The following is a 26,071-nucleotide window of genomic DNA, read 5'->3' as shown; positions in this document are numbered from 1 at the left end:
GGCCGCCCGGCCTTACTGCTGTATGTGCCCTCCGGAAGGGCTCCGCTGCTAGTCAGTGCCTGCTAAATCAAGGCGTCCGAGAGGTGGTTCGGCGTGCCGAAGCGGTGGGCGGTGATGCTGACGGCCTGTTCGTGCAGGAACGGCAGCAGCTCCACGCGTCCGGCTTCGGTGACCTGGTGGGCGTAGACCGCCAGGTCCGGCCGGCCGCCCGTTGCTTCGGCAAGCGCGGTGGCGTCGCCGCCGATGAGGCGGATGCGTGCCCCGGACAGCTTGCCCGCGGAGGCGAGCCGGTTAGCGGAAGCCAGCCAATCGGCGTCGGACTCCACCGTCACGTCGATGTCCAGTGCGGTGAGCACGGGGCGCAGCTGGGCGGGAAGTTCGACCGCGGTGGACACCGTCAATTCCGAGCCGGCCAGGACGCCGGCTGCCACGGTCCGGACAAGGTCTGCCAGCGGCGCGCCCCCGGAGAGACGGATGGTCACCGGAAGGCTGCGGTAGCGGAAGATATTGCGTTCCGCGCTCAGGTCGGAGACATCCTTTGCCGTGCCGAACTCGCCTGCCCAGGCTTCGGCGTCGGACGCCAGGGCGCGCTGAACGGATTCCAGCTCAGCAGGCTCCAGGGCGGCGCCGGCTGCGTTGATAATGCGGCGGACGCCCGGGTGGGTGACGGCAGTTGTTGCCGTGCTGCGGCTGGAGGTCCAGTCGCCCAGGCCGGCGAGGTAGTTGGGTCCGCCTGCCTTGGTGCCGGCGCCCACCGCTGACTTCTTCCAGCCGCCGAACGGCTGGCGCTGCACGATGGCACCGGTGATGCCGCGGTTGACATAGAGGTTGCCGGCCTGGATGGAGTCCAGCCAGATGCCAAGCTCGTCCGAATTCAGCGAGTGCAGGCCGGCGGTGAGGCCGTATTCGATCTGGTTCTGGATGGCGATGGCTTCCTCAAGGGTGTCTGCGGTCATCACGCCCAGGACCGGGCCGAAGAATTCGGTCAGGTGGAAGTAGGAACCGCGCTTGACGCCGTAGCGTACGCCCGGGCTCCAGAGCTTTCCGGTGTTGTCCAGCTTCTTCGGTTCAACGGCCCAGTTTTCGCCGTCGCCCAGGGTGGTGAGGGCGTTCAGGAGCTTGCCGTTGGCGGGCTCGATGATGGGTCCCATCTGGCTGGTGGGATCCTCCGGGTAGCCCACTTTCAGGGAGGTGACGGCGTCGATCAGCTGGTTGTGGAACCGTTTGGACTTTGCCACGGAGCCCACCAGGATCACCAGTGAGGCGGCGGAGCACTTCTGGCCCGCGTGGCCGAACGCGGAGTAGGCCACGTCCTTGGCTGCCAGGTCCAGGTCGGCGCTGGGGGTGACGATGATGGCGTTCTTGCCGCTGGTTTCGGCAAGGAGCGGCAGGTCCTTGCGGAAGGACCGGAACAGTTCCGCGGTTTCGTAGCCGCCGGTGAGGATCACGCGGTCCACGGCCGGGTGCGAGATCAGCTGCTTGCCGAGCTCCCGCTCACCGAGCTGCACCATGGTGAGGACGTCGCGGGGCACGCCGGCTTCCCAAAGGGCTTCGATCATCACGGCGCCGCTGCGGGCGGCCTGCTTGGCAGGCTTGATCACGACGGCGGAGCCGGCGGCGAGTGCCGCGAGGGTGGACCCTGCGGGGATGGCGACCGGGAAGTTCCATGGCGGAGTGACCACGGTGAGCTTGGCGGGAACGAACGCGGCGCCGTCGACCTTGTCCAGCTTGCGGGCGGACTCCGCGTAGTAGTGGGCAAAGTCCACTGCTTCGCTGACCTCGGGGTCACCCTGGTCGATGGTCTTGCCGGTCTCGCTGGCCATGACCTCGAGCAGGTCCGCACGGCGGGCCTCCAGGACGTCGCCGGCGCGGTGCAGGATCTCGGCGCGCTCGTCACCGGAGAGCTCACCCCAGGCCTTCCCCTTGTCCAGGGCGGTTTCGATCGCCTTGTTGAGCGTCGCCTCATCGTTGATGAAGGCGGCTTTCACGGAGGCGTTGCCCAGAGTGGAGGACGGGACGCGCTTCAGGATGGCGCGGCCCCAGTCGCGGTTGGCGGGCAGTGACGGGTCGGTGTCCGCGGTGTTCTCGAAGCCCTCATGGGGCATCGGTACCGGTTGCAGGTTGCGGTTCTGCTGCCGGTTGGCCGCCGGAACGCTGTTGTCCAGTGCCGCGAGCGACGCGAGGAAGCGCTGCTTTTCACGCTCGAACAACACCTCGTTCTCGCTCAGCTCGAACACTGCCGACATGAAGTTGTCCTGGCTGGCGCCCTCTTCGAGGCGTCGGATCAGGTAGGCGATGGCGACGTCGAACTCGGCCGGGTGCACCACCGGGGTGTAGAGCAGCAGGGATCCGACGTCCTTCTTGACGGCTTCAGCCTGGCCCTGGGCCATGCCCAGCAGCATTTCGAATTCGATCCCGGACTCAACGCCGCGCTGCTTGGCCAGGAGCCAGGCGAAGGCGATGTCGAACAGGTTGTGGCCGGCCACGCCAATCCGGATGTTCTGGATGCGGTCCGGGTGCAGGGAGTAGTTGATGACGCTCTTGTAGCTGGTGTCCGAATCCTGCTTGCTGCCCCAGGTGGCCAGCGGCCAGTCGTGCAGGGAGGCCTCCACCTGCTCCATCGGCAGGTTGGCGCCCTTAACGACGCGTACTTTAATGGCGGCACCGCCCTTGGCGCGGCGTTCGGCGGCCCAGTCCTGCAGGCGGATCATGGCGGACAGGGCGTCCGGGAGGTAAGCCTGCAGCACGATGCCGGCCTCGAGGTCCTTGAACTCCGGCTTGTCGAGGATCCTGGTGAAGACCGCGATGGTCATGTCCAGGTCCTTGTACTCCTCCATGTCCAGGTTGATGAACTTGGCCTTCCCGCCAGTGGAACTGCCCGGCTTGGCGAAGGAGTTGGCGAGCTGGAACAGCGGGGTGAGCTTTTCGACGACGTGCTCAACGGCTTCATCGAAGGCCCAGGCGGAGTGCGGGGCGACGGTGGAGGACACTTTGATGGAGACGTAGTCGACGTCGGGGCGCGCCAGGAGGGTGTGCGTGCCCTCGAGCCGGCGGGAAGCTTCATGCTCGCCGAGGACGGCTTCGCCAAGGAGGTTGACGTTGAGTTTGACCCCGTCCTTGCGGATCTTGGCGATGGCCGGGCCGAGCTTGGCGTCGGTGGCGTCAACGATGAGGTGTCCCACCATTTCCCGCAGGACCTTGCGGGCGATGGGGATGACCACCTGAGGCAGGACCGGGGCCATGGTGCCGCCCAGCTGCACGGCGCTGCGCATGTACCAGGGCAGGAAGGCGGGCACCTTGGGAGCGAGCGCGGCGAGGTTGCGGGCGGCAACATTCAGGTCCTCGGGCCGGACCACGCCGTCCACGAAGCCTACTGTGAATTCCAGGCCGTTGGGATCCTTCAGGACACCGGCCAGCTGCTGGGCCGAGGCGTCCACGGGGACCTTCGAGGCCTCGGTCAGCCAGTGGCGGACCAGTGCCACGGCTTCGTTCGCCAGCGCCTTGGCCTGGGGTACGTCGACGTCGACATTCCTGGCTGCAGTTTCGGTGGCAACTGCCGGTTCCATTGCAATGTGGGTCATGGCTTTCCCGTTCTTTCCTGGGGTTACAAGGAGGTCTTATCCACCAGTATGAGCTTCCAATCACGTAAGATAAAGCGATCTTTTCTAAGCAATACAGGTTAGGAAAGATGAAGAATTGGCGGCAGTCCCGTCGCGCCGCTCCCCCACCCACGCTCCCTCACTTATGGCCCCAAATTTCGGCACTTCCTCTCCCTTGATGCCGGAAAAACACAGACGCTCTATCACCTCCACGGGAAGGTGATAGAGCGTCCGGGCTTAAGCGGCAATAAGCGATCGAGCGTCGCGACAAAAGGCGCAGGAAGTGCGGGAAGGTCAGCTGACCGGCCGGTGCATCTCCACGATCTCCTCGTGCCGCGGGCTGTTGGGATTCATCAGCGAGTTCTTCTTGCCATAGAAGAAGTAGATGGCCAGGCCCACCAGCAGCCAGACGCCAAAGCGCGCCCAGGTCTCCCAGTGCAGCTGGAACATCAGGAACGCCGACGCCAGAACACCGAACGCCGGGATGAACGGCATGAACGGCAGGCGGAACGTCCGGGGTGCATCCGGCTTCTTGTAGCGGAACACGATCACCGAGAAGCAGACGACGACGAACGCGGCCAGGATGCCGATGTTCGTCAGGTCAGCAACGGCCTTGATGGGGAACACTCCGGCCAGCAGGGCGGATGCCACGCCGGCGATCCATGTAACGCGCTGGGGAGTGCCGTGCCGGTCCGTCTTGGAGAACCAGCCCGGCAGCAGCCCGTCACGGCTCATGGAGAACCAGACACGGGTTACACCCAGCAGGAAGGTCAGCATGACGGTAAGGATGGACAACACGGCAAACACCGAGATGATGGTGGCGATCACCGGCAGCCCCACACCCGTAAAGGCGGAAGCGAAGCCGGCCGTGGGGTCGATGTCCTTGTAGTTCTGCATGCCGGTCAGCACCAGGGTGGCAGCGACGTAGAGGAGCATGGCAATGATCAGCGAGAGGATGATGGCCTTGGGCATGTGCTTCTTGCCGTCCTTGGCCTCCTCGGCCGCAGTGCTCATGGCGTCGTAGCCGAATACGGCGAAGAAGACGGTGGCGGCACCTGCAAGGACAGGGCCAAAGCCACTGGGCATGAACGGGTTGTAGTTGTTGGTGTCGATGTAGAAGACGCCCAGCCCGATGATGAAGAGGATCAGGATGACCTTGATGGCCACGGCCACGAGTTCAAAGCGGCCAAAGGCCTTGGTGCCGCGGGAGAGGATCCAGGTCACGATGAGACAGACCACGATGGCGGGGATGTTCACGATTCCGCCCCGGCCCTCATCAGCCGTGGAGGTCATCCAGATGGGCATGTTGATGCCGATTCCGGAGAGGAAGGCATCGAAGTAGCCGGAGATGCCAATGGCCACTACGGCCACAATGGCGATGTATTCGAGGAGCAGGTCCCAGCCGATAAACCAGCCGATGATCTCACCCAGCGCCACATATCCATAGGTGTAGGCCGAGCCCGCGCGGGGAATCATGCCCGCAAACTCGGCGTAGGACAAAGCTGCGGCGGCGGAGGCAAGCCCTGCCACCAGGAAGGAGATCAGCACCGCGGGCCCCACCCCGGGTGCGCTCTCGCTGCCGGCGGCGACCAGCCCCGCGAGGGAGAAGATGCCGACGCCGATGATGCCGCCCACGCCGATAGCCGTAAGCTGCCAAAGCCCGAGTGACTTAAAGAGGCCACTGTGTTTGTTCTCTTCTTCAATGTCGTCAATCGGCTTGCGCCGCATGATCGACTGGCTCATATCTCTAGTGCTCATCAGGAACTCCTGCTTGGGGTGCGACCCCATCACGGCACGAAGAATCTCTTGTGACGGGGGTAACTCGGTCCCAACAGTATGCAAGGGGGCTTGCGTTAGATAAAGTGACTACTTCTAACCTATATTCGTTAGTTTCGGTAAGGATTTCCTCATGCTTGACGTCCGCCGCCTGCGCCTGCTCCGGGAATTAAGCATCCGGGGGACGCTTGCCGAGGTGGCCGAGGCACTGCAGTACAGCCCGTCGTCGGTCTCCCAGCAGCTGGCCCTGCTGGAAAAGGAAGTGGGCGTGGAGCTGCTCCGGAAAACCGGGCGGCGGGTCCAGCTGACCCCCCAGGCCGAAGTGCTGGTGGCGCACACTGCAAGCCTGCTCGAGACCATGGAACAGGCTGAAGCGGACCTGGCAGCCTCGCTAACCACTGTGACCGGCACCGTACGGATCGCGGTTTTCCAGTCGGCCGCGCTGGCCCTCATGCCGGAAACCCTCACGCGCATGGCGGGAGCGTATCCGGAGGTCCGGATCGAGATGATTCAGCGCGAACCGGAAACCGCCCTGCACGAGACGTGGGCGAGGGACTTCGACCTTGTCATTGCGGAGCAGTACCCGGGCCACGCCGCGCCACGCTATCCGGAACTGGACAGGATCAAGCTGACCACCGATGCCATCAGGCTTGCCGTTCCGCCGGCGTCCGACGGCGGTCCCGCCATTTCCTCCATCGAGGACACTGCAGAACTGGCGTGGGTTATGGAGCCAAGGGGTGCCGCGTCCAGGCACTGGGCGGAACAGGCCTGCCGGAGCGCCGGGTTCGAACCGGATGTCCGTTATGAAACAGCCGATCTGCAGGCCCAGATCAGGCTCATCGAGTCAGGCAACGCGGTGGCGCTGATGCCGGACCTGGTATGGACGGGACGCGGCACTACCGCCCAGTTGCTGGACCTGCCGGGCAAGCCACGCCGGACTGTTTTCACGTCGGTCCGCCGCTCCAGCGCCCGGCGGCCGGCCATCCTTGCTGCGCGGGAGACCCTCACGGCCACGGCCGCTTCGGTGGCGGGGCCGGCTGAGTGAGCGGAGGCTTTCGCTGCACTGTTCCTTGCGTCACTGCGCGCAACGACGCCCGCGGCTAGACTTAGGCCGTTATGAATCGAACAATGTTCAAGTCCAAAATCCACCGGGCAACCGTCACGCACGCCGACCTGCACTACGTAGGCTCCGTCACCGTTGACCTGGACCTGCTCGAGGCTGCCGACATCCTGCCCGGTGAGCTCGTCTCCATTGTGGACGTCACCAACGGCGCCCGGCTTGAGACATACACCATTGCCGGCGAGCGCGGCTCGGGCGTCATCGGCATCAACGGCGCGGCTGCCCACCTGATGCAGGAAAACGACATTGTCATTCTGATTACCTACGCGCAGATGACCACGGAAGAAGCCAGGGCCTACGAGCCCAAGGTGGTCCACGTGGACGAAAACAACCGTGTGGTCCAGCTGGGCAATGACCCGGCCGAGGGCATCACCCCGGGTTTGCTGCGCCCCCCTTTCGCGCTTAACAACGCCGCACTCTGACCGGAGCGTGAGCCCCGGTCACCTGTTCCGCTGCGTCCTGCGAGCCCTCCCTTGCTAGGCGTGTTGGCGGGCTTCTTCGTGGTGTGGTGCATCATCCTGGTGGGCTGGTTCGTCGGCCGGCAAAACATCCTGGGTGAGAATGCCAGGCAGGTACTGAGCTCCCTGACGTTCTTTGTGGCCAGCCCGGCACTGCTGTTCGAGACCCTCAGCAAGGCCCGCCTCGCCGAAGTCTTCGCGGCCCCCCTGCTGGTGGCGGCTGTGTCCGCCGTCGCCACCGCCGTGGTCTTTTTCATCATTGCCAGGTTCTGGCTGAAGCGTTCCCTGCCGAGTCGCTGATGTCCTCGATGGCGGCGTCGCTGGTCAACTCGGCCAACCTTGGCATCCCCATCTCCGTCTACGTCCTGGGCGACGCCAGCTATGTGGCGCCGCTGCTGATCTTCCAGCTGGCTTTCTTCACGCCGATGTTCCTGATGATCCTGGACTCGAGCACCAGCAAGCACCGCACCACGCCGCTGAATTTCCTGGTGATGATTCTGCGGAACCCCATGATCGTCGGTTCCGCGCTGGGCCTGTTGGTGGCGGGTACGGGGTGGCAGGTTCCGGCGCTGGTCATGGAACCCATCCACCTGATCGGCGGGGCGGCCATTCCTGCGATGCTGATCGCCTTTGGCATGAGCCTTAACGGCTCGCGGCCGCTCCAGGCGTCCGAGGCCCGGCGGGTTGACACCCTGCTCGCCAGCGGATTCAAACTCGTCGTCCAGCCGGCCCTTGCTTACCTTTTTGCCCGTTTCGCCCTGGGCCTGGAGGGCCACATCCTGTTCGCCGTCGTCGTGACCTCCGCCCTGCCCACCGCGCAGAATGTCTTTGTGGCGGCCAGCCGTTACAACACCGGCCTCACCGTGGCCAAGGACACCGTACTGATTACTACTGTTGTGGCTGTGCCGGCGATGATCGGTGTGGCGCTGCTGCTGACCTGACCCGAGCCTGGAGGGCTGATGAATACTGTTCTGGACACTGTGGTGATCGGCGGCGGGGCGATGGGTTCGGCCGCCGCCTGGGCGTTGGCGCGCCGCGGCCGGCAGGTGACGCTGGTGGAGCAGTTCGGGCCCGGGCACACCATCGGGGCCTCGCACGGCACCACGCGCAACCTCAACCCGGGTTACCACCAGCCCGAGTACGTGGCCATGCTGGCTGAGGGGCTGTCCCTGTGGGATGAGCTTGAGCAGGAAAGCGGCGAGCAGCTGCTGGCGCGCACAGGAGTGGTCAACCATGGTCCGGAACCGCGTTTTGCCGATGTTGCCGCCGCGCTGGCACAGGCGGGCATCCGCGCCGAATTTATTCATCCGGCAGAGGCTGCGGAGCGGTGGCGCGGCATCCGCTTCGACCAGAAGGTGCTCCACCTGCCCGACGGCGGCCAGCTCAACCCGGACGCCGCACTGCCTGCCATGCAGCGGCTTGCCGTGGTTCGCGGTGCGGACATCCGGCACCACACCAGAGTGGTGGACTTCCAGGTAATGGACGACGGCGTGCGGCTGGCTTTGGAGTCCGCTGCCGGTACGGACGTAGTCACTGCAGCCCAGGTGGTTGTCACGGCGGGCGGCTGGACGGAGAAACTCCTCGGAGGCGCGTTCAACAGTCGCGGACTGCGGATTCCCAGGCTTCGCGTCACCCAGGAGCAGCCGGCGCACTTCCGGGTGGCGGATCCGGGAGCGCAATGGCCCGGCTTCAACCACTACCCGGGCACAGGCGCGGAGTACAAGGGTTGGTACTCTCCGGTGTACGGGATGCAGACCCCGGGCGAGGGGATCAAGGCCGGCTGGCACGGAGTGGGACCTGTGGTGGATCCGGACCGGCGCTCCTTCCAGCCGGAACCGGTGCAGCTCGCCGCCCTGCAGGAGTACGCCCGGACCTGGCTGCCCGGCGTGGACGCGGACTCCTTCGAGGCGGTCAGCTGCACCTACACCACCACCCCGGACGAGGACTTCATCCTGGACCGCATCGGGCCGGTGGTGATCGGTGCCGGATTCTCCGGCCACGGATTCAAGTTCACGCCGGTCATCGGCAGGATCCTCGCAGATTTGGCGACAGGCACCCGCGATGCTCCGGAAATCTTCCGCGCAGGCCGCTGACCGGCCGGCTGCTCACACCGGCAGCCAGGCGCATTAGCGCGAGCTATCCTCCGCTTCGGTGAGGACCGGCTCCCCGCTACCGTCGCCGTCGTCGTTCCCGGCGCTTGCTTTACCGGCGCGGACCGCCGGCATGGCCAGCACCGCCGCCACCGTGAGCAGGCCTGCCACCAGCGCAGCCATGAAGACGGCGCCGGAAGCGGCCACGACGGCCGTGCCGTTGCTGCCGCCGCCGGGAGTACTGGAGTAGATGGCGTTGGCCACGGCGCCGAAGACGGCCACGCCCAAAGCGCTGCCGATGGACCGGGCGAACATGTTGGTGCTGGTGACCACGCCCCGCTCATTCCAGGAGACGCTGGACTGTGCCGCGATCAGCGTGGGTGTCGCAACCAGGCCCAGGCCCAGTCCGACGACGAAGCAGCTGACGGCGACCAGCCCCACACTGGGTGCAGCTGCCGTGAGTGCAAGGACTGCGAGGCCCGCAACGGTGATGGAGATCCCGATGAGCCCAGTGGCCTTAAATCCGATCCGCAGGTAGAGCCGGCCCGCCTGCGAGGCGCTGATCGGCCAGCCGAGCGTGAGTGCGGCCAGGGCCAAACCGGCAACCAGCGGTGAGCTGGACAGCGCCCCTTCCAGGAACGTGGGCACGTAGGAGGTCAGCCCGATCATCACGGCCCCGACGCCGAAGGACACCAGGGCTGTGGTGCCGAGAAGCCGCCGCGATACCACCCAGGACGGCAGGACGGGCTCGGCCGCGCGGCGCTCCACCAGCAGGAACAGGGCCAGCAGCACCGCGCCCACCGTGAAGATGCTGATACTCACGGGCGAATCCCACGCCCACCCCTGGCCGCCCTGGAGTGCACCAAGGATCAGCAGGCCAAGTGAGCCCGCCAGCAGGGCCGCGCCGGCGTAATCCACCTTGTGCTTGGCGCGGTCCACGTCCTCGTGCAGGGTGCGGACCAGCATCCAGCCTGCCAGCAGACACAGCGGGATGTTGACCAGGAAGATTCCGCGCCAGAAGCCCAGCGCGGCGAAAATGCCGCCGAGGCTTGGCCCCACCACGGAGGAGACAGCCCAGACGCTGGCGAGGTAGCCCTGCACCTTGGCGCGCTCCTCCAGGGAGTAGATGTCACCGGCAATGGTGATGGATACAGGCAATACGGCACCGGCCCCGAGTCCCTGCAGGGCCCGGAATGCGATCAGGGCGGGCATGCTCCAGGCGACACCGCAGAGGACGGATCCGAGCAGGAACAGTCCGATGCCCGCCAGGATGATGGGTTTGCGGCCCACCATGTCGGAGAGTTTGCCGTAGATGGGCACGGAGACGGCCTGGGCCAGGAGGTAGGCCGAGAAGAGCCAGGGGAAGGATTCGAACCCGCCGATGTCCCGGACGATTGACGGGACGGCGGTGGCCACGATGGTGGAATCGATGGCCACCAGCCCGGTGGACAGCATCAGGGCAATGAGGATCGGGCCCCGTTTGGACCGGAAGCCTACGCCCTCGCCTGCGGCTCGCATGTCAGACCCGTACCAGTCCGGCCGCCTGGGCCAGAAGTTCCACGGAGCGCAGCCGTGCGTCAGTGCCGGTGCTCTGGTGCGCCACGATGAGTTCGTCGGCGTTGGCGTGCCGGCCGAATTCCTCCAGGTAGTCCATCACGACGTCGGGCGTTCCCACTGCGGAGTAGGTCATCATCTGCGAGACGTGCTGGCCCTGGGGGGAGTCGAGGATCATGTCCGCCTCGTCGTCGGTGAATTCGCGGCCGCCGCCGAAGAACAGGGACACCCTGGCGCGCTTGGTGGCCTGCATCATGGCCTGCGCTTCCGACGCGGAATCAGCGGCGATGACGTTGACGCCGGCAATGACGTGGGGGGCTTCCAGCTGAGCCGAGGGCTTGAACTCCCGGCGGTAGAGGGCCACCGCGTCCTGCAGGGCATTGGGCGCGAAGTGCGAGGCGAAGGCGTACGGCAGCCCCAGCTGGGCGGCCAGCCGGGCGCCGAACAGGGAGGAGCCCAGGATGTACAGCGGCACGTTGGTGCCCTTGCCGGGGGTGGCTTCCACTCCCTGGATGCGCGTGGGGCCAGTGAGGTAGCCCTGGAGTTCCAGCACATCCTGCGGGAAACTGTCCGCGGACATCGGGTCACGGCGCAGCGCGCGCATGGTGTTCTGGTCGCTGCCCGGCGCGCGGCCCAGGCCCAGGTCGATGCGGTCCGGGTGCAGGGTCTCCAGGGTGCCGAACTGCTCGGCGATGGTCAGCGGCGAGTGGTTGGGCAGCATCACGCCGCCGGCGCCGAGCCGGATGCTTTCTGTCTGCGCGGCCACATGGGCGATGAGGACGCTTGTGGCAGAGGACGCAATGGAGGACATGTTGTGGTGCTCGGCGTACCACACGCGCCGGTACCCCAGCTTCTCGGCGCTCTGTGCCATGGCAACGCTTCCCGCGAAGCTCTCCGCCGCCGTCTGGCCCTTGCCGATGGTTGCCAGGTCAAGGATGGAGAGGGGAAGAGTCACGTCGGGTGCCGGCCTTTCAAAGCTGTTCAGGAAGTTTCAGCCCGCCGGATCACGGCAGGCACTTGATGCATAACCACGGCGGGAGCCTGCTTATTTCAGCCCGGGCCGGAATACTCAGCAGACTTATGATGTTGCCGCCCCTATGAGCCCGAATACGAACCAGTTGGAATTGTCCGCAACGATTGACCTGAAGGATCTGGGAACCGTTCATCGGCTCGGTTTCGGTGCCATGCGCATTGTGGGCGATGGTGTCTGGGGTGAGCCGGCGGACCGCGGTGCCGCGATCCAGGTGGTGCGCCGCGCCGTCGAACTCGGGGTGGACTTCATCGATACCGCCGATTCCTACGGCCCCAACATCAGCGAGGAAATCCTGGCTGAGGCGCTGCACCCGTACAAGGACGGGCTGAAGATCGCCACGAAAGTAGGCTTCACCCGCACCGGCCCGAACCAGTGGATCCCCGTGGGCCGGCCGGAGTACCTGCGCCAGCAGACCGAGCTGAGCCTGCGGAAGCTCAAGGTGGACACCTTGGACCTGCTCCAGCTCCACCGGATCGATCCCAAAGTGGATGCCGCAGAGCAGTTCGGCGTCCTCCGCGAGCTGCAGGACGAAGGTAAGGTCCGGGCGCTGGGCCTCTCGCAGGTCAGCGTGGAGGAGCTCGAGGCTGCCGGGAAGCATTTCACGGTGTCCACGGTCCAGAACCGGTACAACCTGACAGACCGCAGCTCTGAGGACGTCCTGCGCTACTCGGAGGAAAACGGCATCGGCTTCATTCCCTGGGCTCCCATTTCGGCGGGCGAACTCGCCCGGCCGGGCGGGCCGCTGGACGAGGCCGCCAAGCGTCTTGGGGCCACCACCTCCCAGGTGGCGCTGGCCTGGCTGCTGCGCCGTTCCCCCGTGATGATGCCGATCCCCGGCACCGGTTCCGTGAAGCACCTGGAAGAAAACCTGGCCGCGGCAACAATTTCCCTTGACGACGAGACCTACGCTGAGCTTGAAGCAGCCGGCGAGTAGAGAACTACGAACAGGAGCAAACCCATGGCAAACATTCTGATGGTTGTATCCGCAGCCGACTCCCTCACCATGAAGGACGGCAGTGAGCACCCCACGGGGTTCTGGGCCGAAGAACTGGTGGTGGCGCACCAGACCCTGCTCGACGCCGGCCACACCGTGCACGTCGCGACACCTGGCGGGGCGAAGCCCACTGTGGACCAGGTCAGCCTGGCCGCTGAGTCGGCCGGTGGCGAGGACCGGGCGAAAGGCTTCCAGGACTACCTCGCGTCCATCGATGGCGAGCTCTCGCAGCCGCTGGTGCTGGCCGACGTCGACCCTTCCGCCTACGACGCCGTGGTGATGCCCGGCGGCCACGGTCCGATGGCAGACCTGTACAAGGACGCGGACCTGGGCCGGCTCCTGGCGGCGGCGGACAAGGACGGCAAGGCCATCGCCCCCTTCTGCCACGGCCCGGCCGGGCTGCTCAGCGCAACGGACGACGACGGCGCGTTCGTTTTCGCCGGACGCCGCCTCACCGTGTTCACCAACGAGGAAGAGCTGGGCGGCGGCACGGGCGAGAACACGCCGTGGCTGGTGGAGGACGCGCTGAGGGACAAGGGTGCCGTTATCGAGAACGCCGCCGCCTGGACATCCCACGTGGTCCGTGACGGCAACCTGATTACCGGGCAGAATCCGCAGTCCAGCGAGGACGTGGCCAAGGAAGTGATTAAGGCGCTGGGCTGATTCGCCTCCCAACCCCTGTAAACGGAGAGGCCCGGCCGCAATGGCCGGGCCTCTCCACTGTGGCGCACGCCTTTGGGCGCCAGCACTCAAGCCACCCGCCGAAATCAGGCGGCGCAGCCCCCGTTCTTGATGCGTGGATCGATCGCGGACATCTGCGTCTGGATCTCGGCCAGCTGCGCCTGAAGGCTGGCAACTATATCTTTTTGCGTCTTGATAGCTGGCTGGTTTGAGCCCTTTTTCGCCTGAAGATCCGCCAGTTTCGTTTGGGCGGCTACGAGTTGCGAGTCAGCAGCAATAAGCTGCAGCTGTAGTTCTTCCAGTTTCACTTCCGCCGCGTTGATGTCGCCGTTGAGCTGGTTGAGCTGGGCCAGGAGCGGCGCCACACGGTTTTGCAGGTCAAGGATCGCAGCCTCCTTGGCGGTGACCTGCGTGTTGAGGTCGGTGATCCGGGTTACCAGGCCGTCTCCGAGCAGGCTGAGGGCATCGATCTCCGCCGTCTTGTCGGTCACCGCGGCGCTGGCCGTATCAAGCGTCGACTGTAGTTCCTTGAGCTGGTCCTGCAGGGTGGAGATTTCCGATGTCTTGGTTTCCACCGCGGTGTTGGCTGCAGTTAGTGCTTCCTCCGCCTGGGTCAGCAGGGCCGCCTTGATGTCCAGATCGGCCTGCTGGTCCGCGATGTCTTGTGTGGCCTGCTCCAGGTTGTCTTTAAGGCCAGGAAGGGCTGACTCGAGGTTGGCAACCAGTGCCTGTTGGGCCGTCACTGCGTCAGCAGCTGCCTTGGACGCTTGCTCTAATGACGGAAGCTCGCTTTGCAGGTTGCTCAGCTCAGTCTGCTTGCCCTCAACAGCGGCATAGGCGTCCGTGGCCGCTGCCTGCAGGCCCAGCACCTGGTCTTTCAAAGCACCAATGTCCGCCTGCTTTTCGGTGACCGCCGCATTAGCGGCATCGAGCGCTGCCTGGAATGGCGCGGTGTTCTTTTGCAAGCTGCTGCTTTCCTGCTGCTTGCTGAACAGTTGGGTGTTCAAGCTGTCAACCTGTGTTTGCAGCGTCTTCAGGTCGCCCTGGAGCCCGGAGATGGTCGCGTTCTTGTCGGTGATCTGGCCATTGACGGTGACCAGCTGTGCACGGAGCAGGGGGAGCTGTTGCTCCGCCTCCTTCTTCAGTCCGTCCCGGTTGTCCTTCACTGCTTCGTAGCGCTTTATTTCGGCTTCCAGAAAAGTCTTCCTGTCCTGCAGTGCCTGCAACTCGTCTTGGGCCTTTTGCAGGTCGGCTTGCTTCGCAACAACGGCCGCGTTTGCAGCGGCAGTCTGGCCCTTCAGGTCGGCAATCGACGCGTTGGCGGCCTCGATCCTGGCAGCGTTGTCGGTGACAGCCTTCGCTGCTGCTGTAGCAGTGGCCTGGAGGGTCACCAGATCCGCCTGGGCTGTCTTAGTCTCGGTGTTCTTGGCTTCGACGGCTTCCTTTGCCAGGGAGGCCGTAGATTCTAGTGCCGCGAGCTGGGTTTCGGCAGCAGCAATCTGGTCCTTCTGAGCCTTGACCTCGGCGTCGGCGGCGGCGGCATTACGTTGCAGCCCGTACAGAGTCTGGTTGGCGACGTCGACTAAAGCCTGCTGGTCATCCAGTTCTGCTGCCGCGGCGATTCCAGCTGCCTGAAGTACCTTCAGCTGGTTTTCGGCGTCGGTGGCTGCTTGCTGAGCAGCCGCTACGTCCCCGGCCGCCTGCTGCGCCCGGGTGGTCAGGGCTGCCAGTTGGTCCTTGGCTGCTTGGATTTCGGCGTCTTTGGCAGCAACGGCGGAGGCTGCCTGGTCCGCTGTCTGCTCCAGCGGAACAAGGTCGGCCTTGGCGGTCTTAAGGGACTGGGTGTTGGCGGCCTGCCGTGCCTCAAGGTCAGCAAGCGTACTCTTCAGAGCCGCGGATTCAGATTCCGCCGTTGCCAGTTCCCCCTGCAGCGGCGTCAGCTTACTGGCGATTTCCTCCTGCTGGCTCTGCAGAGCTGCAATGCCAGCTTTGGCAGCGGCTACGGTACCCGCTGCGTCCTCCTGCTCAGAGGTCAGCCTTTCCAGCTCAGCCTGCGCTGCGTCCATGTCAATGGCTATTTGTGTCTCCTGGGCTTCAAGATCAGCCACGGACTTGGCAACTTTGGCCTCCTGCAACGTCAACTCATTTGCCTTCGCCTGGAGACTCTCCCTCTCCGCCTGCAGTACAGCGATCGCTTCCGCGTTCCTCTTCGCGGCCGCCTTCAGCAGGTTCTCCTGGACGGCCCCCCGGTGGGCCAGCTGGTTGACCACGCCGTTGCAGATGGAGGAGTTGGTCGTGGTTCCGGCGGCAGCCGCCGGCTGGACCAGCACAAGGCTGGTGGCCAGCAGGCCGGGCAGGACGACGGCCGCCGCGAGACGGCGTGCGAGGACGGGTTTGGACGCTGATGCGCGCATTTAAGCTCCTGTGAGACCTGAAGAGCGACCCCCTGGCCGCTGACTCTGCTAACCGTATGGGGCAGTGCACAGTGAGCACACGCGTAATCCCCCACCTGTCTTCGCTCCTTAAGTACTCGTTTTCTCACACGGCGCTGGACGGGCACTACTTGGATTTGGCCGCGCACCGGTTCCTTATGTGACCGCCGCGGTCGCCCTGTTAACGGCCGTTACCCCCTGTATCTCCGGATTGCGGCGGTCTTTGATTCGCCCTCGTGGGCTGCCGGATCGTTGCTGCAACGCATCCCGTCCGTTGCATCCGCTACCGGACAACAAGACCTGATCGGTAGTGAAGTGGACATCGTCCGGTGGCCTGGGCCGACTGGCACCTGGGCATTGAGTCCGCGAAGTAAGAGGCCGTCCTCTCCAACGTCACCGTCACCAAGGCCCGCAAACCGCTTGGAGCATCGGCCGCATGCCCGCTGACCAGGAATGGCACCGCCCTTCCTACGACTGAAGCCCCACCGGGACCGCAGGAACTAAAACGGCGGCGGTTCCGGCAGCTTCCCTGGATCAGGCCCTGGATGAAATTCCATCGGCTCGCTGATGAGGACGCTACCGAATGGCGACTTCCATTCGAGATTGCCGGATCCAGGCAACTGCCTGTACTTCCAGGCCCCTATGGACTTGAGCGCGTGGTGTCTTCGGCACAGCATTGCAAGGTTGCCGGCGTCGGTAGTCCCGCCATCCTGCCACTCAACGGTATGGTCGGGTTCGCAAACAGAGGCCGGGCGGGTACAGCCCGGAAACCGGCACGTGCCGTCACGGCTGTGCAGGTACCGTAGCAATGCCTTCGGCGGACGGTAAGCCGTCCGGCCCACCCCAAGGGCCTTGCCGGTGGTGCAGTCAGTGAAAAGCCGCTGCCAGTTGGGCGCAAGTGCCGCCAGCTGCCGGGCCGTGGAAGCGTCGATGGGCCCGTAACCGGCAAGTTCCGCGGAGTCCAGTGTTGCTTCGCTTCCTGTGCCGCGCCCGAGTGCCAGGCCTATAGGAATGGTCACTACCACCTCAGCCCGGAACGCCCCGAACTCTAACTCCTCAGTTCCCCCGAGGAGACGGTAGGCCAGCGCATCCGCCCGGAACTCCGGAAGCGAGATGGAGCCGGACCGGACACCGTCCCCAACAATGGCGCCCGACTCATGACTACGTTCCGAAACCCTGGCTTTGGCCAGCAGTGCGTCGTGGTCGAGCCCGTTGAAAATGGCCAGGCCAACCTCTGCCGGGAGGTGCGCGGTGAGGGTGCACATCCCGTCCGGCTCGGGTGAGAACCACACCCCGCGTTCGCGGTGGGCGGCTGCTTTCCGGGCCGCGAGACTCTCTGGGTGGAGTCGCTCACGCAGCCTGCGCAGGCAGCTGCGCAGTTCGACGGCGGTGCGGCGCCTGCCGTGGCGGGTCCGTGTCCTTTGCAGGGCCACCCGCGAGAACTTTTCAGCGTGCACGGCAGGCAGGAAGCGCGCCTGTTCGAGGATGATCCGTGCGTGCCCGTTGGAAATGTGCCCTCCTTCAACCGCTTCAAGAACTTCCCACTGCGACGTGGTCAATTCTGCGGCTTCATTCAAGGAGCGTGCGGCTGAACCTTCAGAGACAGCGCAGGCGGTAGCCACCTCTGTGACGGCGAGCGCATGGGCCTCGTCCCCGCCAAAACGCACGGGCTGCTCGTCCCTCCTCGCCGGGGTCTCTTCGCCAACGGCCTCTTCGACCCGGGCCAGGGCACGCGTTTTCATCGCCGTCCCCCATGCAATGAGCCGGTCAGCTGATGCCACGAGCCGAAGAGCTTGGTCAGCCGAGAGGAAGGAAGGGAGCGGAAAGCTCACAGTCCCGACCAGAAGTGGATCCTCAGCCGCGAAGGTGACAGCAGGAACCCAGGCATCATCAGCCGCCGGGGCCGTTTGATACGGCATGCGCTGCCCTCCTTGTCGACGCCTGGCTTTCCTTTTCCGGATGTTTTCAGCCTAAGTGCAGGGTCTGACAAAAAGCCCTGCAGGAATCTCCCCGGGTCCAGGCCGGATCAGTCCTACAGATGTTGCTCCCACACCGTCAGCTGCAGCTGCACAGCCCAGCGGAGGGCTCGACGACGGCGGCACCGTCCTCGCCGTCGTCGGCCTTTCCACCGCAGAGGCAGTTCATCAGGCGCGCACCGCCGCCGCGGTCTTGCCCGGTTTGTGATGACTGAATTGGAAGCCCTGGCCGCACGCCGCGGATACACGCGGGTCTACCTCACCACAGGTCCCCGTCAGCCCGAGGCCAGGCACCTTTACCTCACGACCGGCTACCAGCCGCAGTTCGACCTGCATGCCGACCCGGAAACGTTGAAGTTCCTGCCCTTCACCAAGGAGCTGACTCAAGGCCAATAGCAGGACGGCATACCCGCCCCGGATGGTGCCGCCGCTAAGCTAGCGCCATGGCCAACAAAACCACAGCAGAGAAGCTTGCCACCCTCCAGAAGGGCTACACGCTGGAAGGCGCCACCATAGAGCTCGGCGCCGCCATCATTGACGGCGAGCTCCACAAGGAAGCTCAGGTGCGGCTGCCGCTTTCCATGATGAACCGGCACGGGCTGGTGGCGGGTGCCACCGGCACGGGCAAGACCGTCACGCTGCACATGATGGCCGAGCAGCTCTCCACAGCCGGGGTGCCGGTCTTCCTGGCGGATATCAAAGGCGACCTTTCCGGCCTGGCCACCGCCGCCGTCGGCAATGAAAAGCTCGCTGCCCGTACCGAAGGCATCGGGCAGGCGTGGCAGGGCAGGACATTCCCGGTGGAGTTCCTGGCGCTGGGCGGGGACGGCAACGGCGTCCCCGTCAGGGCAACGGTGTCCTCCTTCGGCCCCATCCTGCTCTCGCGCATCATGGAACTGAATGACACGCAGGAATCGAGCCTGCAGCTGGTCTTCTACTTTGCGGACAAGAACGGCCTGGAGCTCATTGACCTGAAGGACCTCCGGGCGGTGATCCAGTTCCTCACCTCGGCCGAAGGCAAGGACCAGCTTGAGGAACTGGGCGGGCTGTCCAAGGCTACGGCCGGCGTGATCCTGCGGGAACTGGTCAGCCTGGAGGCCCAGGGCCTGGAGAAGTTCTTCGGCGAACCCGAGTTCGATACGGCCGAACTGCTGCGGACAGCCCCGGACGGCCGCGGCGTGATCAGCTGCCTGGAGCTCCCCACCCTGCAGACCAAGCCCATGCTGTTTTCGACCTTCCTGATGTGGCTGCTGGCCGACCTTTTCGAAGACCTGCCCGAGGCCGGGGACCTGGACAAACCCAAGCTGGTGTTCTTCCTGGACGAGGCCCACCTCCTGTTCAATGACGCCTCCAAGGCCTTCCTGGAGGCCATCACCACCACAGTCCGGCTCATCCGCTCCAAAGGCGTGGGAATCTTCTTCGTCACCCAGACCCCCAAGGACGTCCCGGCTGAGGTCCTGGGCCAGCTGGCCAACCGGGTACAGCATGCCCTCCGCGCATTCACGCCTGAGGACGCGAAGGCCCTCAAGGCCACGGTGTCCACGTTCCCGATGAGCGATTATGACCTCGAAGAGACGCTGACCTCTGCGGGCATTGGCGAAGCGGTTGTCACCGTCATGAACGAGAAAGGTGCCCCCACACCCGTGGCGCTGACCCGGCTCCGCGCCCCCGAATCAGTCATGGGCCCCAGCGAGGAAGCCCTGGTCCGAAGCACCGTTGCAGCATCCGCCCTGCTCGTGAAGTACGGAACTGCAGTGGACAACCCATCTGCCTTCGAAAAACTGTCCGGGAAGGCTGCGGCACCCACCGGCCCCGCCGCAACCGGCGGACGGGCTGCTCCCGGTGGAAACGGTTCGGGCACGGAGGGTGCTGGCAGCGAGGACATCGACGCCGAGGCGCGCAGGATCGAGGAGGAAATCCTCGGACGCCCCAGCAGCAGGCCCGCGCCTTCCCCGGATGCCAGGCGCCGTACCCCGGCGGAAGACTCCCCCGCGTCCCGTACCGGTCGGGGAGACTCGATGACAGGGGACCTTGGCGGAGTGCTCGGCGGCGCCCTGGGCGGCGGACTGAAGAGCATGGCCAGGTCCATTGGCACCCAGCTCGGACGGGAACTGCTGCGGGGAGTATTCGGCACGTCGTCCCGGCGGCGGCGCCGGTGACAGGTACCGCCTCCGGCTGACTCAACTGCCGCCGTCGGACGCATGGCAGGTAACGTATGGAAAGTGCAGATGAGTCAAGCGTTGGTGAGGATCGCGGCCGGATGGCTGCTGGGACTCATGCTTGCCATCGCCGGCGCCATCGTTGCCGTGAACCTGGTGAACAACTCGCTGGCCAGTCCGCAGCAGCCCGTACGCGAATATCTGGACGCCCTTCAGAGCGGCGACGGCGGCAAAGCACTCGGGCTGCTCCGGGCGAGTGTGCCGCCCGGAAACGCCGCCATGCTCGACGGTACAGCCCTGCAGACGGCAACGTCCCGCTTCGGCAACGTGGAGATTGGCGGAGCTGAGGAACGCCCCGACAACCAGGTCATGGTTCCCCTGGAGTACACCATTGACGGCAGCAGGCTCCGCACCGAGTTCCTCCTGGAGAAGACCGGAACGGAGTGGATTTTCTTCAACACCTGGGCTTTCGTTCCGGCCAGGCTGCCCACGGTGGACATCACGGTGGTCAATGCCAGTGAGGCCATGGTCAACGGCGTGCCCGTCAACATGCCCAACGGCCGGAACTCTTTCGCGGTGTTCTACCCCGGCGAATACGAGGCGGCCGTGACAGGGCAATACTTCTCGGCTGCCCCCACCCGCGCAACAGTGACCCAACGGGACGCTCCTGTGGCGCCCCTTAACCTCCTGACCCAGGCCACGGACGACCTGAAGAAGGACGTGTCCGCGAAGGTCAGGGAATTCCTGGACGGCTGCGCGGCCGTTGCGGCCAAGGAGCAGAAACTCCAGCCCGACTGCCCGTTCTACTACGCCAGCAACAACAGGGTGCAGGACGGCAGCATCAAATGGACCGTGACCGAGTACCCCAACGTGTCCATTGAGCCCTTCGACGGGCGCTGGGTGGTGGCCCCGCTTGACGGCAAGGCCAAGGTGGAAGCCCTGCAACAGAACCTGTTTACCGGCGCCTGGTATCCCCTGAGCGAGGAAGTCGACTTCAGCTTCACCACCCGACTGGACGTCACCGGTGACACTGTCAAGGTCACTCCGGTCCTGAGCTTCTAGGGCCGGATTGCAGCCAAAGTGCGAGAGCACAAAAGGCTGCCGCCCGTGACGTTGAGAGTCACGGGCGGCAGCCTTTCACTGCGTACGACGGCGGCGCGTCAGTCCATGCCGCGAAGGTCCAGGACCAGCTCGGTATCGCCGTCGCCCTGCAGCACCACGGGGATGCCCCAGTCCTGCTGGTAGAGGTGGCAGGCAGCGTGATCGGGGATCTCGCCGTCCTCGGTCTCGGGACCATCGCACGCGGCAGCGCGGGCGGTTATGTGCAGGATGCCGTCGGGCACATCGGGTGACAGCTCGAGGGTCCGCAGCAGGCCCACCGACGTTCCGCCGCCGGCCACCAGCAGCTCCGGCGGCGTGGAGGAGATCTTCAGCTGGGTGGGATCGCCCCAGCGGTCATCCAGCTTCTGCCCGGTGGGGGCGGTGAAACGGACAGTCAGTTGCAGGGGGCCGGGCGCCACGGGGCTCTTCGGCCGGTGCGTCTGGACTGCGCCCTCGTCCACCTGCTGCGCTTCCTTGGGGATGGGAACGTACACCAGCTGGTGCTGGTTGGCCTCCACCACCACCAGGAGGGGCTCGGAACCGGCGGACTGCGTGTGGTCAACAATCACGTCCGACGGCTCCAGCAGGCCGCGCGCCAACGTGGAAACCGTGCCGGAGACGGGGTCATAGCGGCGGACGGCACCGTTGTAGGTATCTGCGATCGCCACCGAACCGTCCGGCAGGACGGTGACCCCCAGCGGGTGCTGAAGCCGGGCGTCCGCAGCAGCGCCGTCACGGAAGCCGAAATCGAACAGTCCCTTGCCGACGGCGGATTCCACGGTGACCGTGCCGTCGTCGTCAATGGCCAGTTTGCGGATGGCGGAGGTTTCGGAGTCAGCAACCCAGATGTTGCCGTCCCCGTCTTCGGCCAGGCCGGATGGCTGCGCGAACCAGGCCTCGTGCGGGGCGCCGTCCAGCAGGCCCTCCAATCCGTTGCCGGCCAGAATGGCAACGGCACCTGAAACCGGATCGAAGCTGAAGATCTGGTGCACACCCGCCATGGCCACCACCACGGCGTTCAGCTTCCGTGACCAGACGACGTCCCACGGCGAACTCAGGGCGACGTCCAGCGGGTGCCCGCCGAGCTGCCCGGTAAATCCTGCAGCGTCCTCATCCACCCGCGCCGGTCCGGCTTCAAGGAGCCTCTGGACGCCGCTGCCGGCCAGGGTGGAGGCTTTGCCATCCGTGAGGGACAGGCCGCGAAGCCGGTGGTTGACGGAGTCGGCAATAACGACGTCGTAACCCGCCTTGGCTGCCACGTCTTCCGGCAGCAGGACCAGGCCCTGGGGCTCGTTGAACTGTGCCACCGCGGCATCACCGGCCGCCGGGCCATCGGCGTGGCCCTTGACGCCGGAGCCGAAAGTGCCCAGCACAGTCTGGAAGTCGGTGCCCAGTTCCACCAGCCGGTGGTGGCCGGTATCGGTGACCAGCCAGGAACCCTTGCCGGCAGCACCGTCCGCTGCGGCACCTGCCGCCGAGCCGCCGTCGGACGGTCCCCCTGCGGTGGAACCGCGGCCGGGCGGGAGGAAGAGTGCTTTGCCGGGGAAGCGCAGGGTGCCGGAGGTGGGCTCGGGTGCGACGTAGGGGCCGGAACCGCGGTGCAGGGTCCCCTTGGCCTCGTGTTCGGCAATAAGCTCCGGAATCAGCACGGCCAGGCCGTCAGCATGGCCTTCACCCGAGAGGTGCGCCACGATGTAGCCTTCAGGGTCGATGACCACCAGGGTGGGCCAGGCACGGGCGGTGTAGGCCTTCCAGGTCTCCAGCTCCGGGTCGTCCAGGACGGGGTGGTGGATCTCGTAGCGCTCCACGGCCGCGGCCAGCGCCACCGGATCGGCTTCGTGCTCGAACTTGGGCGAGTGGACGCCCACGGTGACCAGGACGTCCGAGTACTGTTCCTCAAGCGGCCGCAGTTCGTCAAGGACATGCAGGCAGTTGATGCAGCAGAAGGTCCAGAAGTCCAGCAGCACAATCTTGCCGCGGAGGGCTTCCAGGTCCAGTGATTTGCCGCCGGTATTCAACCAGTTACGGCCCACCAGTTCGGAGGCGCGGACCCGGAGGTGGGTGCGTACGGTTTCGCTCATCAGCGTCCTTCCAGCTTGTTTCGTTCAGCCACCTTGGCATCGCGTTCAGCCAATTTGGCAAACATATCGTTGTAAGCGGTGAGATCGGCGTCGTTATTCCTGTCCGCCGCCCGGTCCACGCGTTTCGTCTCCCGCTGGTCCGACCGGGACCACATGATGGCGACGCCGATGGCCACCAGCAGGGTGGGCACCTCACCGATGCCCCAGGCAACCGCACCGCCGGTCTGCTGGTCCACGAGGGCAGACGGTCCCCATTCCCTGCCCAGGTTGCCGAAGTAGTCAGCTGCCAGGAGGTTGGTTCCGCCCATGATGGCGACACCGAAGAAGGCGTGGAAGCCCATGGTGGCAAGGAGCAGGAGGAGCCGCATAGGGTAGGGAGCCCTGCGCGGAAGCGGGTCGGTGCCGATCATGGTCAGCACAAAGATGTATCCGGTGAGCAGGAAGTGCAGAATCATCAGCTCATGGCCCACGTGCTCACGCATCGCGAAGCCAAACAGGTCCGAGTAGTAGAACAGCACAATCGAGCCGGCGAAGTTGGCGGCCGCAAAGAGCGGGTGGGTCACCAGCTGCGAGAACTTGGAGTGGATAAACACCAGCAGCCACTCGCGCGCTCCCCGGGAGCCGTCCCCCCGGGCCGGCAGCGCGCGCAGGGCGAGCGTCACAGGAGCACCCAGGACCAGGAAGATCGGGGCCACCATGGTCAGTGCCATGTGGTCCACCATGTGTGCCGAGAACAGCACGCGGCCATAGACCGACGGCGGTCCGGACGTGATGTAGGTGAGCACCAGAAGGCCGATCACCCAGTTGACGGACCTGAACCACTGCCATTTGTCCCCGCGCTGGCGGACCCTTGCCACGCCCAGGAAATAGGAAACGAGCCCGAAGAGGGCCACCGCGATCCAGATCCAGTCCAGGCGCCACTCGGTCAACCACCGCTCGGGGGTCAGTTCCGGAGGGAGTTCGTAGCCGGTGAGGATGAAGGCGGGCGACGCGTCGGGGGCAAAGCTGGTGGGCTCGGGCGGCGCGGAACGGCCCAGGGCGACGGCGACACCGGAGGTTGCGCCCATCACCAGGAACTCAGCCAGGACCAGCTGCCAGAGGACCCTTCGTGAGGACATGGTGGAGCCGTTACGGCCGAGCTGCGGGATCACCCATTGACGGTGCATGAAGCCGATGCCGCCCAGGACCAGGGTGGCGGCGGACTTGGCCAGGATCAGCTGGCCGTACGACGAGCCGAAGAGGTCGCCCCAGTTGGTGATCCTGATGCTGGCATTGATGATGCCGGAGGCGAACACGAGCACGAAGGCAAAACCCGCCAGGGACGAGAACCTGCGAAGTGTCGGTTCGGTGATGTCACCGGCCGCAGCGGCTCTGGGTCCCGTCAGGACTCCGGAGAGCAGTGCCAGCATGATGATGCCGCCCACCCAGGTGCTGACGCCTACGAGGTGCAGCCCGAGGGAGTTGATGGCGCCCTCGTGGTCAGAAGAACTTGAGGAGTGGCCGATCAGTGCGGTGGGTACCAATCCAATGAGTGCCAGGATCAGGGTCAGGGCCAGACCGCCGAGGGACCGTACGCCGAACAGGGCCGTTGTCACGACGGCCGCGATGATCGTGACGGCCAGCCAGGCCCGCCCCGTCTCAATCTCCGTCATGAAAAAGACCAGGGCCTGGGTGAACTCGGCATCACCCGAGATCGCCTGCCCCGCAACATCAGAGTAGGTAAGGACCAGTACTGCGATGGCAGAGAGGGTCCACGCAGCACCTGCCGCGGACGCCACGGCCAGGGCGCGGCTGAAGGCAGGATGCTCCGGACCCTCGCTGCCGGCGGCCTCCCTGTCCCTTTTGCGGGGTCCGGCGCTTTTGGGAAGAATTCCGACGGCGAAGATCAGGCCGCCGATGACGGTAGCCAGCGAGACATTGTGGATGGCCTTGCTGGCAGGCAAGCCCCAACGCACAAGCGCTCCCGGGTCAGAGACGGCCCGGGCGCCGGCAGCACCGGAGAATATCAGTGCCGCTGCCAGGCCGAGGAACAGTGCAGCCAGGCCGGCCAGCTGCCAGCCCAGGGGGATTCCGAGAGCGCTGCCGTTCCTGCCCGGAACACCATTGCCCTGCGCTCCCTTAACGGGAACGGACTGGTGCTGGGTGGAACGTGGTTTTGCGGCAGAAGACACCATTCCATTGTCCGCTACGCCTGCCCGGGCCGCGAATCGGCCTTAAAGGCAAAAGGAGCGGCAACCTGATGGTTGCCGCTCCTTTTCCGCGCCGGCGCCCATTCGATGACGGTGCCGGGGAGGAAGAAGCTTACTTCTTGTTGGAGACTGCAGCCTTCAGCTTGGAGCCGGCGGTCAGCTTGACGCTGTGGCCTGCCGCGATCTGGATGGTCTCACCCGTCTGGGGGTTGCGGCCGGTGCGTGCTGCACGGTCGGTGCGCTCGACGGCGAGCCAGCCCGGGATGGTGATCTTCTCGCCCGCGGCGACAGAAGTCTCGAAAACCTCGAACAGTGCGTCGAGGACGGAGTTGACGGCTGCCTGGCTGGTGCCGGCCTTGCCTGCTACCTCTGCAACAAGTTCACTACGGTTCTTAGCCATTTATGTCCTCCTGGACGGTCATGATTCTGGAGCCTGCACACGGCATGCGCACAAGCCACTGTTCGAAAACTTACCAGCTTGGGCACCCGAGGTCCGCAAATTCCGCGTGTTTCCGCCAGTTTTTGAGGTTAATCACCGGCTTTCGGCGGTTTACAGCCCCGGATTGCGCCAGAAGCGGAAGCCCCACCGCCGCTGCGGGTTCCGGCGTGAGGGGCCGTCCGTCTTGGAGGGGTGTTCGACGGCGGTGCTGGCGCGGGTGGTCGTGCCAGGTTGCAGTCTTGGCGCGGGTGGTGGTGGCGGGCTTCACCGTGTGGGCGGGTGTTGGGTGTGGTGGTGGGTGTTAAATGTGGGAGGCCCCAACCGTGTGGTTGGGGCCTCGACCTAATGGTTGTCCGGCGGTGACCTACTCTCCCACACCCTCCCGGGTG

Annotated in this window: 16 protein-coding genes and 2 pseudogenes; 9 read left to right on the top strand and 9 right to left on the bottom strand. The window is 65.2% G+C overall.

Translation table 11 applies throughout. From position 1 onward, the window contains the following. Positions 1 to 62: 62 nt before the first annotated feature. Together CXX84_RS15650 and CXX84_RS15645 are read right to left on the bottom strand one after the other, a co-directional pair. A complete protein-coding gene (locus tag CXX84_RS15650) occupies positions 63 to 3,581 on the bottom strand; it encodes a proline dehydrogenase family protein (protein ID WP_102977651.1) in 3,519 nt (1,172 codons plus the stop codon). Between the two features lie 312 nt (positions 3,582 to 3,893). Continuing rightward, positions 3,894 to 5,357 carry an amino acid permease gene (locus CXX84_RS15645; RefSeq protein ID WP_102977650.1) on the bottom strand — a complete coding sequence of 488 codons (1,464 nt, stop codon included), beginning with the start codon at positions 5,355 to 5,357 and terminating at the stop codon, positions 3,894 to 3,896. A 151-nt stretch (positions 5,358 to 5,508) separates the two neighbouring features. Between CXX84_RS15645 and CXX84_RS15640 the strand changes: the two genes are divergently transcribed. The 4 genes and pseudogenes from CXX84_RS15640 (at position 5,509) to CXX84_RS15625 (ending at position 9,046) form a co-directional block, all read left to right on the top strand. Next, the gene (locus CXX84_RS15640) at positions 5,509 to 6,420 is read left to right on the top strand and encodes a LysR substrate-binding domain-containing protein (RefSeq protein WP_102977649.1); all 912 of its coding nucleotides are present in this window, start codon (positions 5,509 to 5,511) and stop codon (positions 6,418 to 6,420) included. Positions 6,421 to 6,491: 71 nt separating this feature from the next. Further along, positions 6,492 to 6,917, top strand: coding sequence for an aspartate 1-decarboxylase (gene panD, locus CXX84_RS15635; protein WP_189337620.1), 426 nt, complete (start codon positions 6,492 to 6,494; stop codon positions 6,915 to 6,917). Between the two features lie 51 nt (positions 6,918 to 6,968). Continuing rightward, positions 6,969 to 7,894, top strand: a pseudogene (locus CXX84_RS15630) (AEC family transporter). Positions 7,895 to 7,912: 18 nt separating this feature from the next. After that, entirely contained in the window at positions 7,913 to 9,046 is a 1,134-nt protein-coding gene (locus tag CXX84_RS15625; RefSeq protein WP_102977647.1) for an FAD-dependent oxidoreductase, read from the top strand. 33 nt (positions 9,047 to 9,079) lie between these two features. Here the strand turns inward: CXX84_RS15625 and CXX84_RS15620 are convergent, their stop codons facing one another. Together CXX84_RS15620 and CXX84_RS15615 are read right to left on the bottom strand one after the other, a co-directional pair. Beyond that, positions 9,080 to 10,561: an MFS transporter gene (locus tag CXX84_RS15620; protein WP_102977646.1), complete on the bottom strand. Its 1,482-nt coding sequence runs from the start codon at positions 10,559 to 10,561 to the stop codon at positions 9,080 to 9,082. Between the two features lies 1 nt (position 10,562). After that, positions 10,563 to 11,552 carry an LLM class flavin-dependent oxidoreductase gene (locus tag CXX84_RS15615; protein ID WP_102977645.1) on the bottom strand — a complete coding sequence of 330 codons (990 nt, stop codon included), beginning with the start codon at positions 11,550 to 11,552 and terminating at the stop codon, positions 10,563 to 10,565. Between the two features lie 142 nt (positions 11,553 to 11,694). On the opposite strand from CXX84_RS15615, the gene CXX84_RS15610 reads away from it, so the two are divergent. Together CXX84_RS15610 and CXX84_RS15605 are read left to right on the top strand one after the other, a co-directional pair. Beyond that, positions 11,695 to 12,564: an aldo/keto reductase gene (locus tag CXX84_RS15610; RefSeq protein ID WP_102977644.1), complete on the top strand. Its 870-nt coding sequence runs from the start codon at positions 11,695 to 11,697 to the stop codon at positions 12,562 to 12,564. Between the two features lie 24 nt (positions 12,565 to 12,588). Beyond that, positions 12,589 to 13,287: a type 1 glutamine amidotransferase domain-containing protein gene (locus tag CXX84_RS15605; RefSeq protein WP_102977643.1), complete on the top strand. Its 699-nt coding sequence runs from the start codon at positions 12,589 to 12,591 to the stop codon at positions 13,285 to 13,287. Positions 13,288 to 13,391: 104 nt separating this feature from the next. Here the strand turns inward: CXX84_RS15605 and CXX84_RS15600 are convergent, their stop codons facing one another. Both CXX84_RS15600 and CXX84_RS15595 read right to left on the bottom strand, forming a co-directional pair. Beyond that, positions 13,392 to 15,719, bottom strand: a complete 2,328-nt coding sequence (locus CXX84_RS15600) for a chromosome segregation ATPase (RefSeq protein WP_102977642.1) — start codon at positions 15,717 to 15,719, stop codon at positions 13,392 to 13,394. Positions 15,720 to 16,237: 518 nt separating this feature from the next. Beyond that, a complete protein-coding gene (locus tag CXX84_RS15595; RefSeq protein WP_102977641.1) occupies positions 16,238 to 17,656 on the bottom strand; it encodes an HNH endonuclease signature motif containing protein in 1,419 nt (472 codons plus the stop codon). Between the two features lie 231 nt (positions 17,657 to 17,887). Here CXX84_RS15595 and CXX84_RS15590 point away from each other — a divergent pair. The 3 genes and pseudogenes from CXX84_RS15590 to CXX84_RS15580 form a co-directional block, all read left to right on the top strand. After that, positions 17,888 to 18,109: pseudogene (locus tag CXX84_RS15590) on the top strand (GNAT family N-acetyltransferase); the annotation flags it as partial. A gap of 47 nt (positions 18,110 to 18,156) precedes the next feature. Then, the gene (locus tag CXX84_RS15585; RefSeq protein WP_102977639.1) at positions 18,157 to 19,872 is read left to right on the top strand and encodes a helicase HerA-like domain-containing protein; all 1,716 of its coding nucleotides are present in this window, start codon (positions 18,157 to 18,159) and stop codon (positions 19,870 to 19,872) included. A 69-nt stretch (positions 19,873 to 19,941) separates the two neighbouring features. Next, a complete protein-coding gene (locus tag CXX84_RS15580; protein WP_189337619.1) occupies positions 19,942 to 20,934 on the top strand; it encodes a hypothetical protein in 993 nt (330 codons plus the stop codon). A gap of 98 nt (positions 20,935 to 21,032) precedes the next feature. Here the strand turns inward: CXX84_RS15580 and CXX84_RS15575 are convergent, their stop codons facing one another. From CXX84_RS15575 to CXX84_RS15565, 3 genes are all read right to left on the bottom strand, one after another. Beyond that, a complete protein-coding gene (locus CXX84_RS15575; RefSeq protein ID WP_102977637.1) occupies positions 21,033 to 23,054 on the bottom strand; it encodes an NHL domain-containing thioredoxin family protein in 2,022 nt (673 codons plus the stop codon). After that, positions 23,054 to 25,228 carry a cytochrome c oxidase assembly protein gene (locus CXX84_RS15570; protein ID WP_102977636.1) on the bottom strand — a complete coding sequence of 725 codons (2,175 nt, stop codon included), beginning with the start codon at positions 25,226 to 25,228 and terminating at the stop codon, positions 23,054 to 23,056. Before CXX84_RS15570 ends, CXX84_RS15575 begins: the two co-directional genes overlap by 1 nt. Positions 25,229 to 25,355: 127 nt before the next feature. Further along, a complete protein-coding gene (locus CXX84_RS15565) occupies positions 25,356 to 25,643 on the bottom strand; it encodes an HU family DNA-binding protein (RefSeq protein ID WP_009358243.1) in 288 nt (95 codons plus the stop codon). Between the last annotated feature and the right edge of the window lie 428 nt (positions 25,644 to 26,071).

The sequence above is a fragment of the Arthrobacter sp. AFG7.2 genome, assembly GCF_002892835.1.
GTDB lineage: Bacteria > Actinomycetota > Actinomycetes > Actinomycetales > Micrococcaceae > Arthrobacter.
This window is presented reverse-complemented; position numbering and strand designations above follow the sequence as displayed.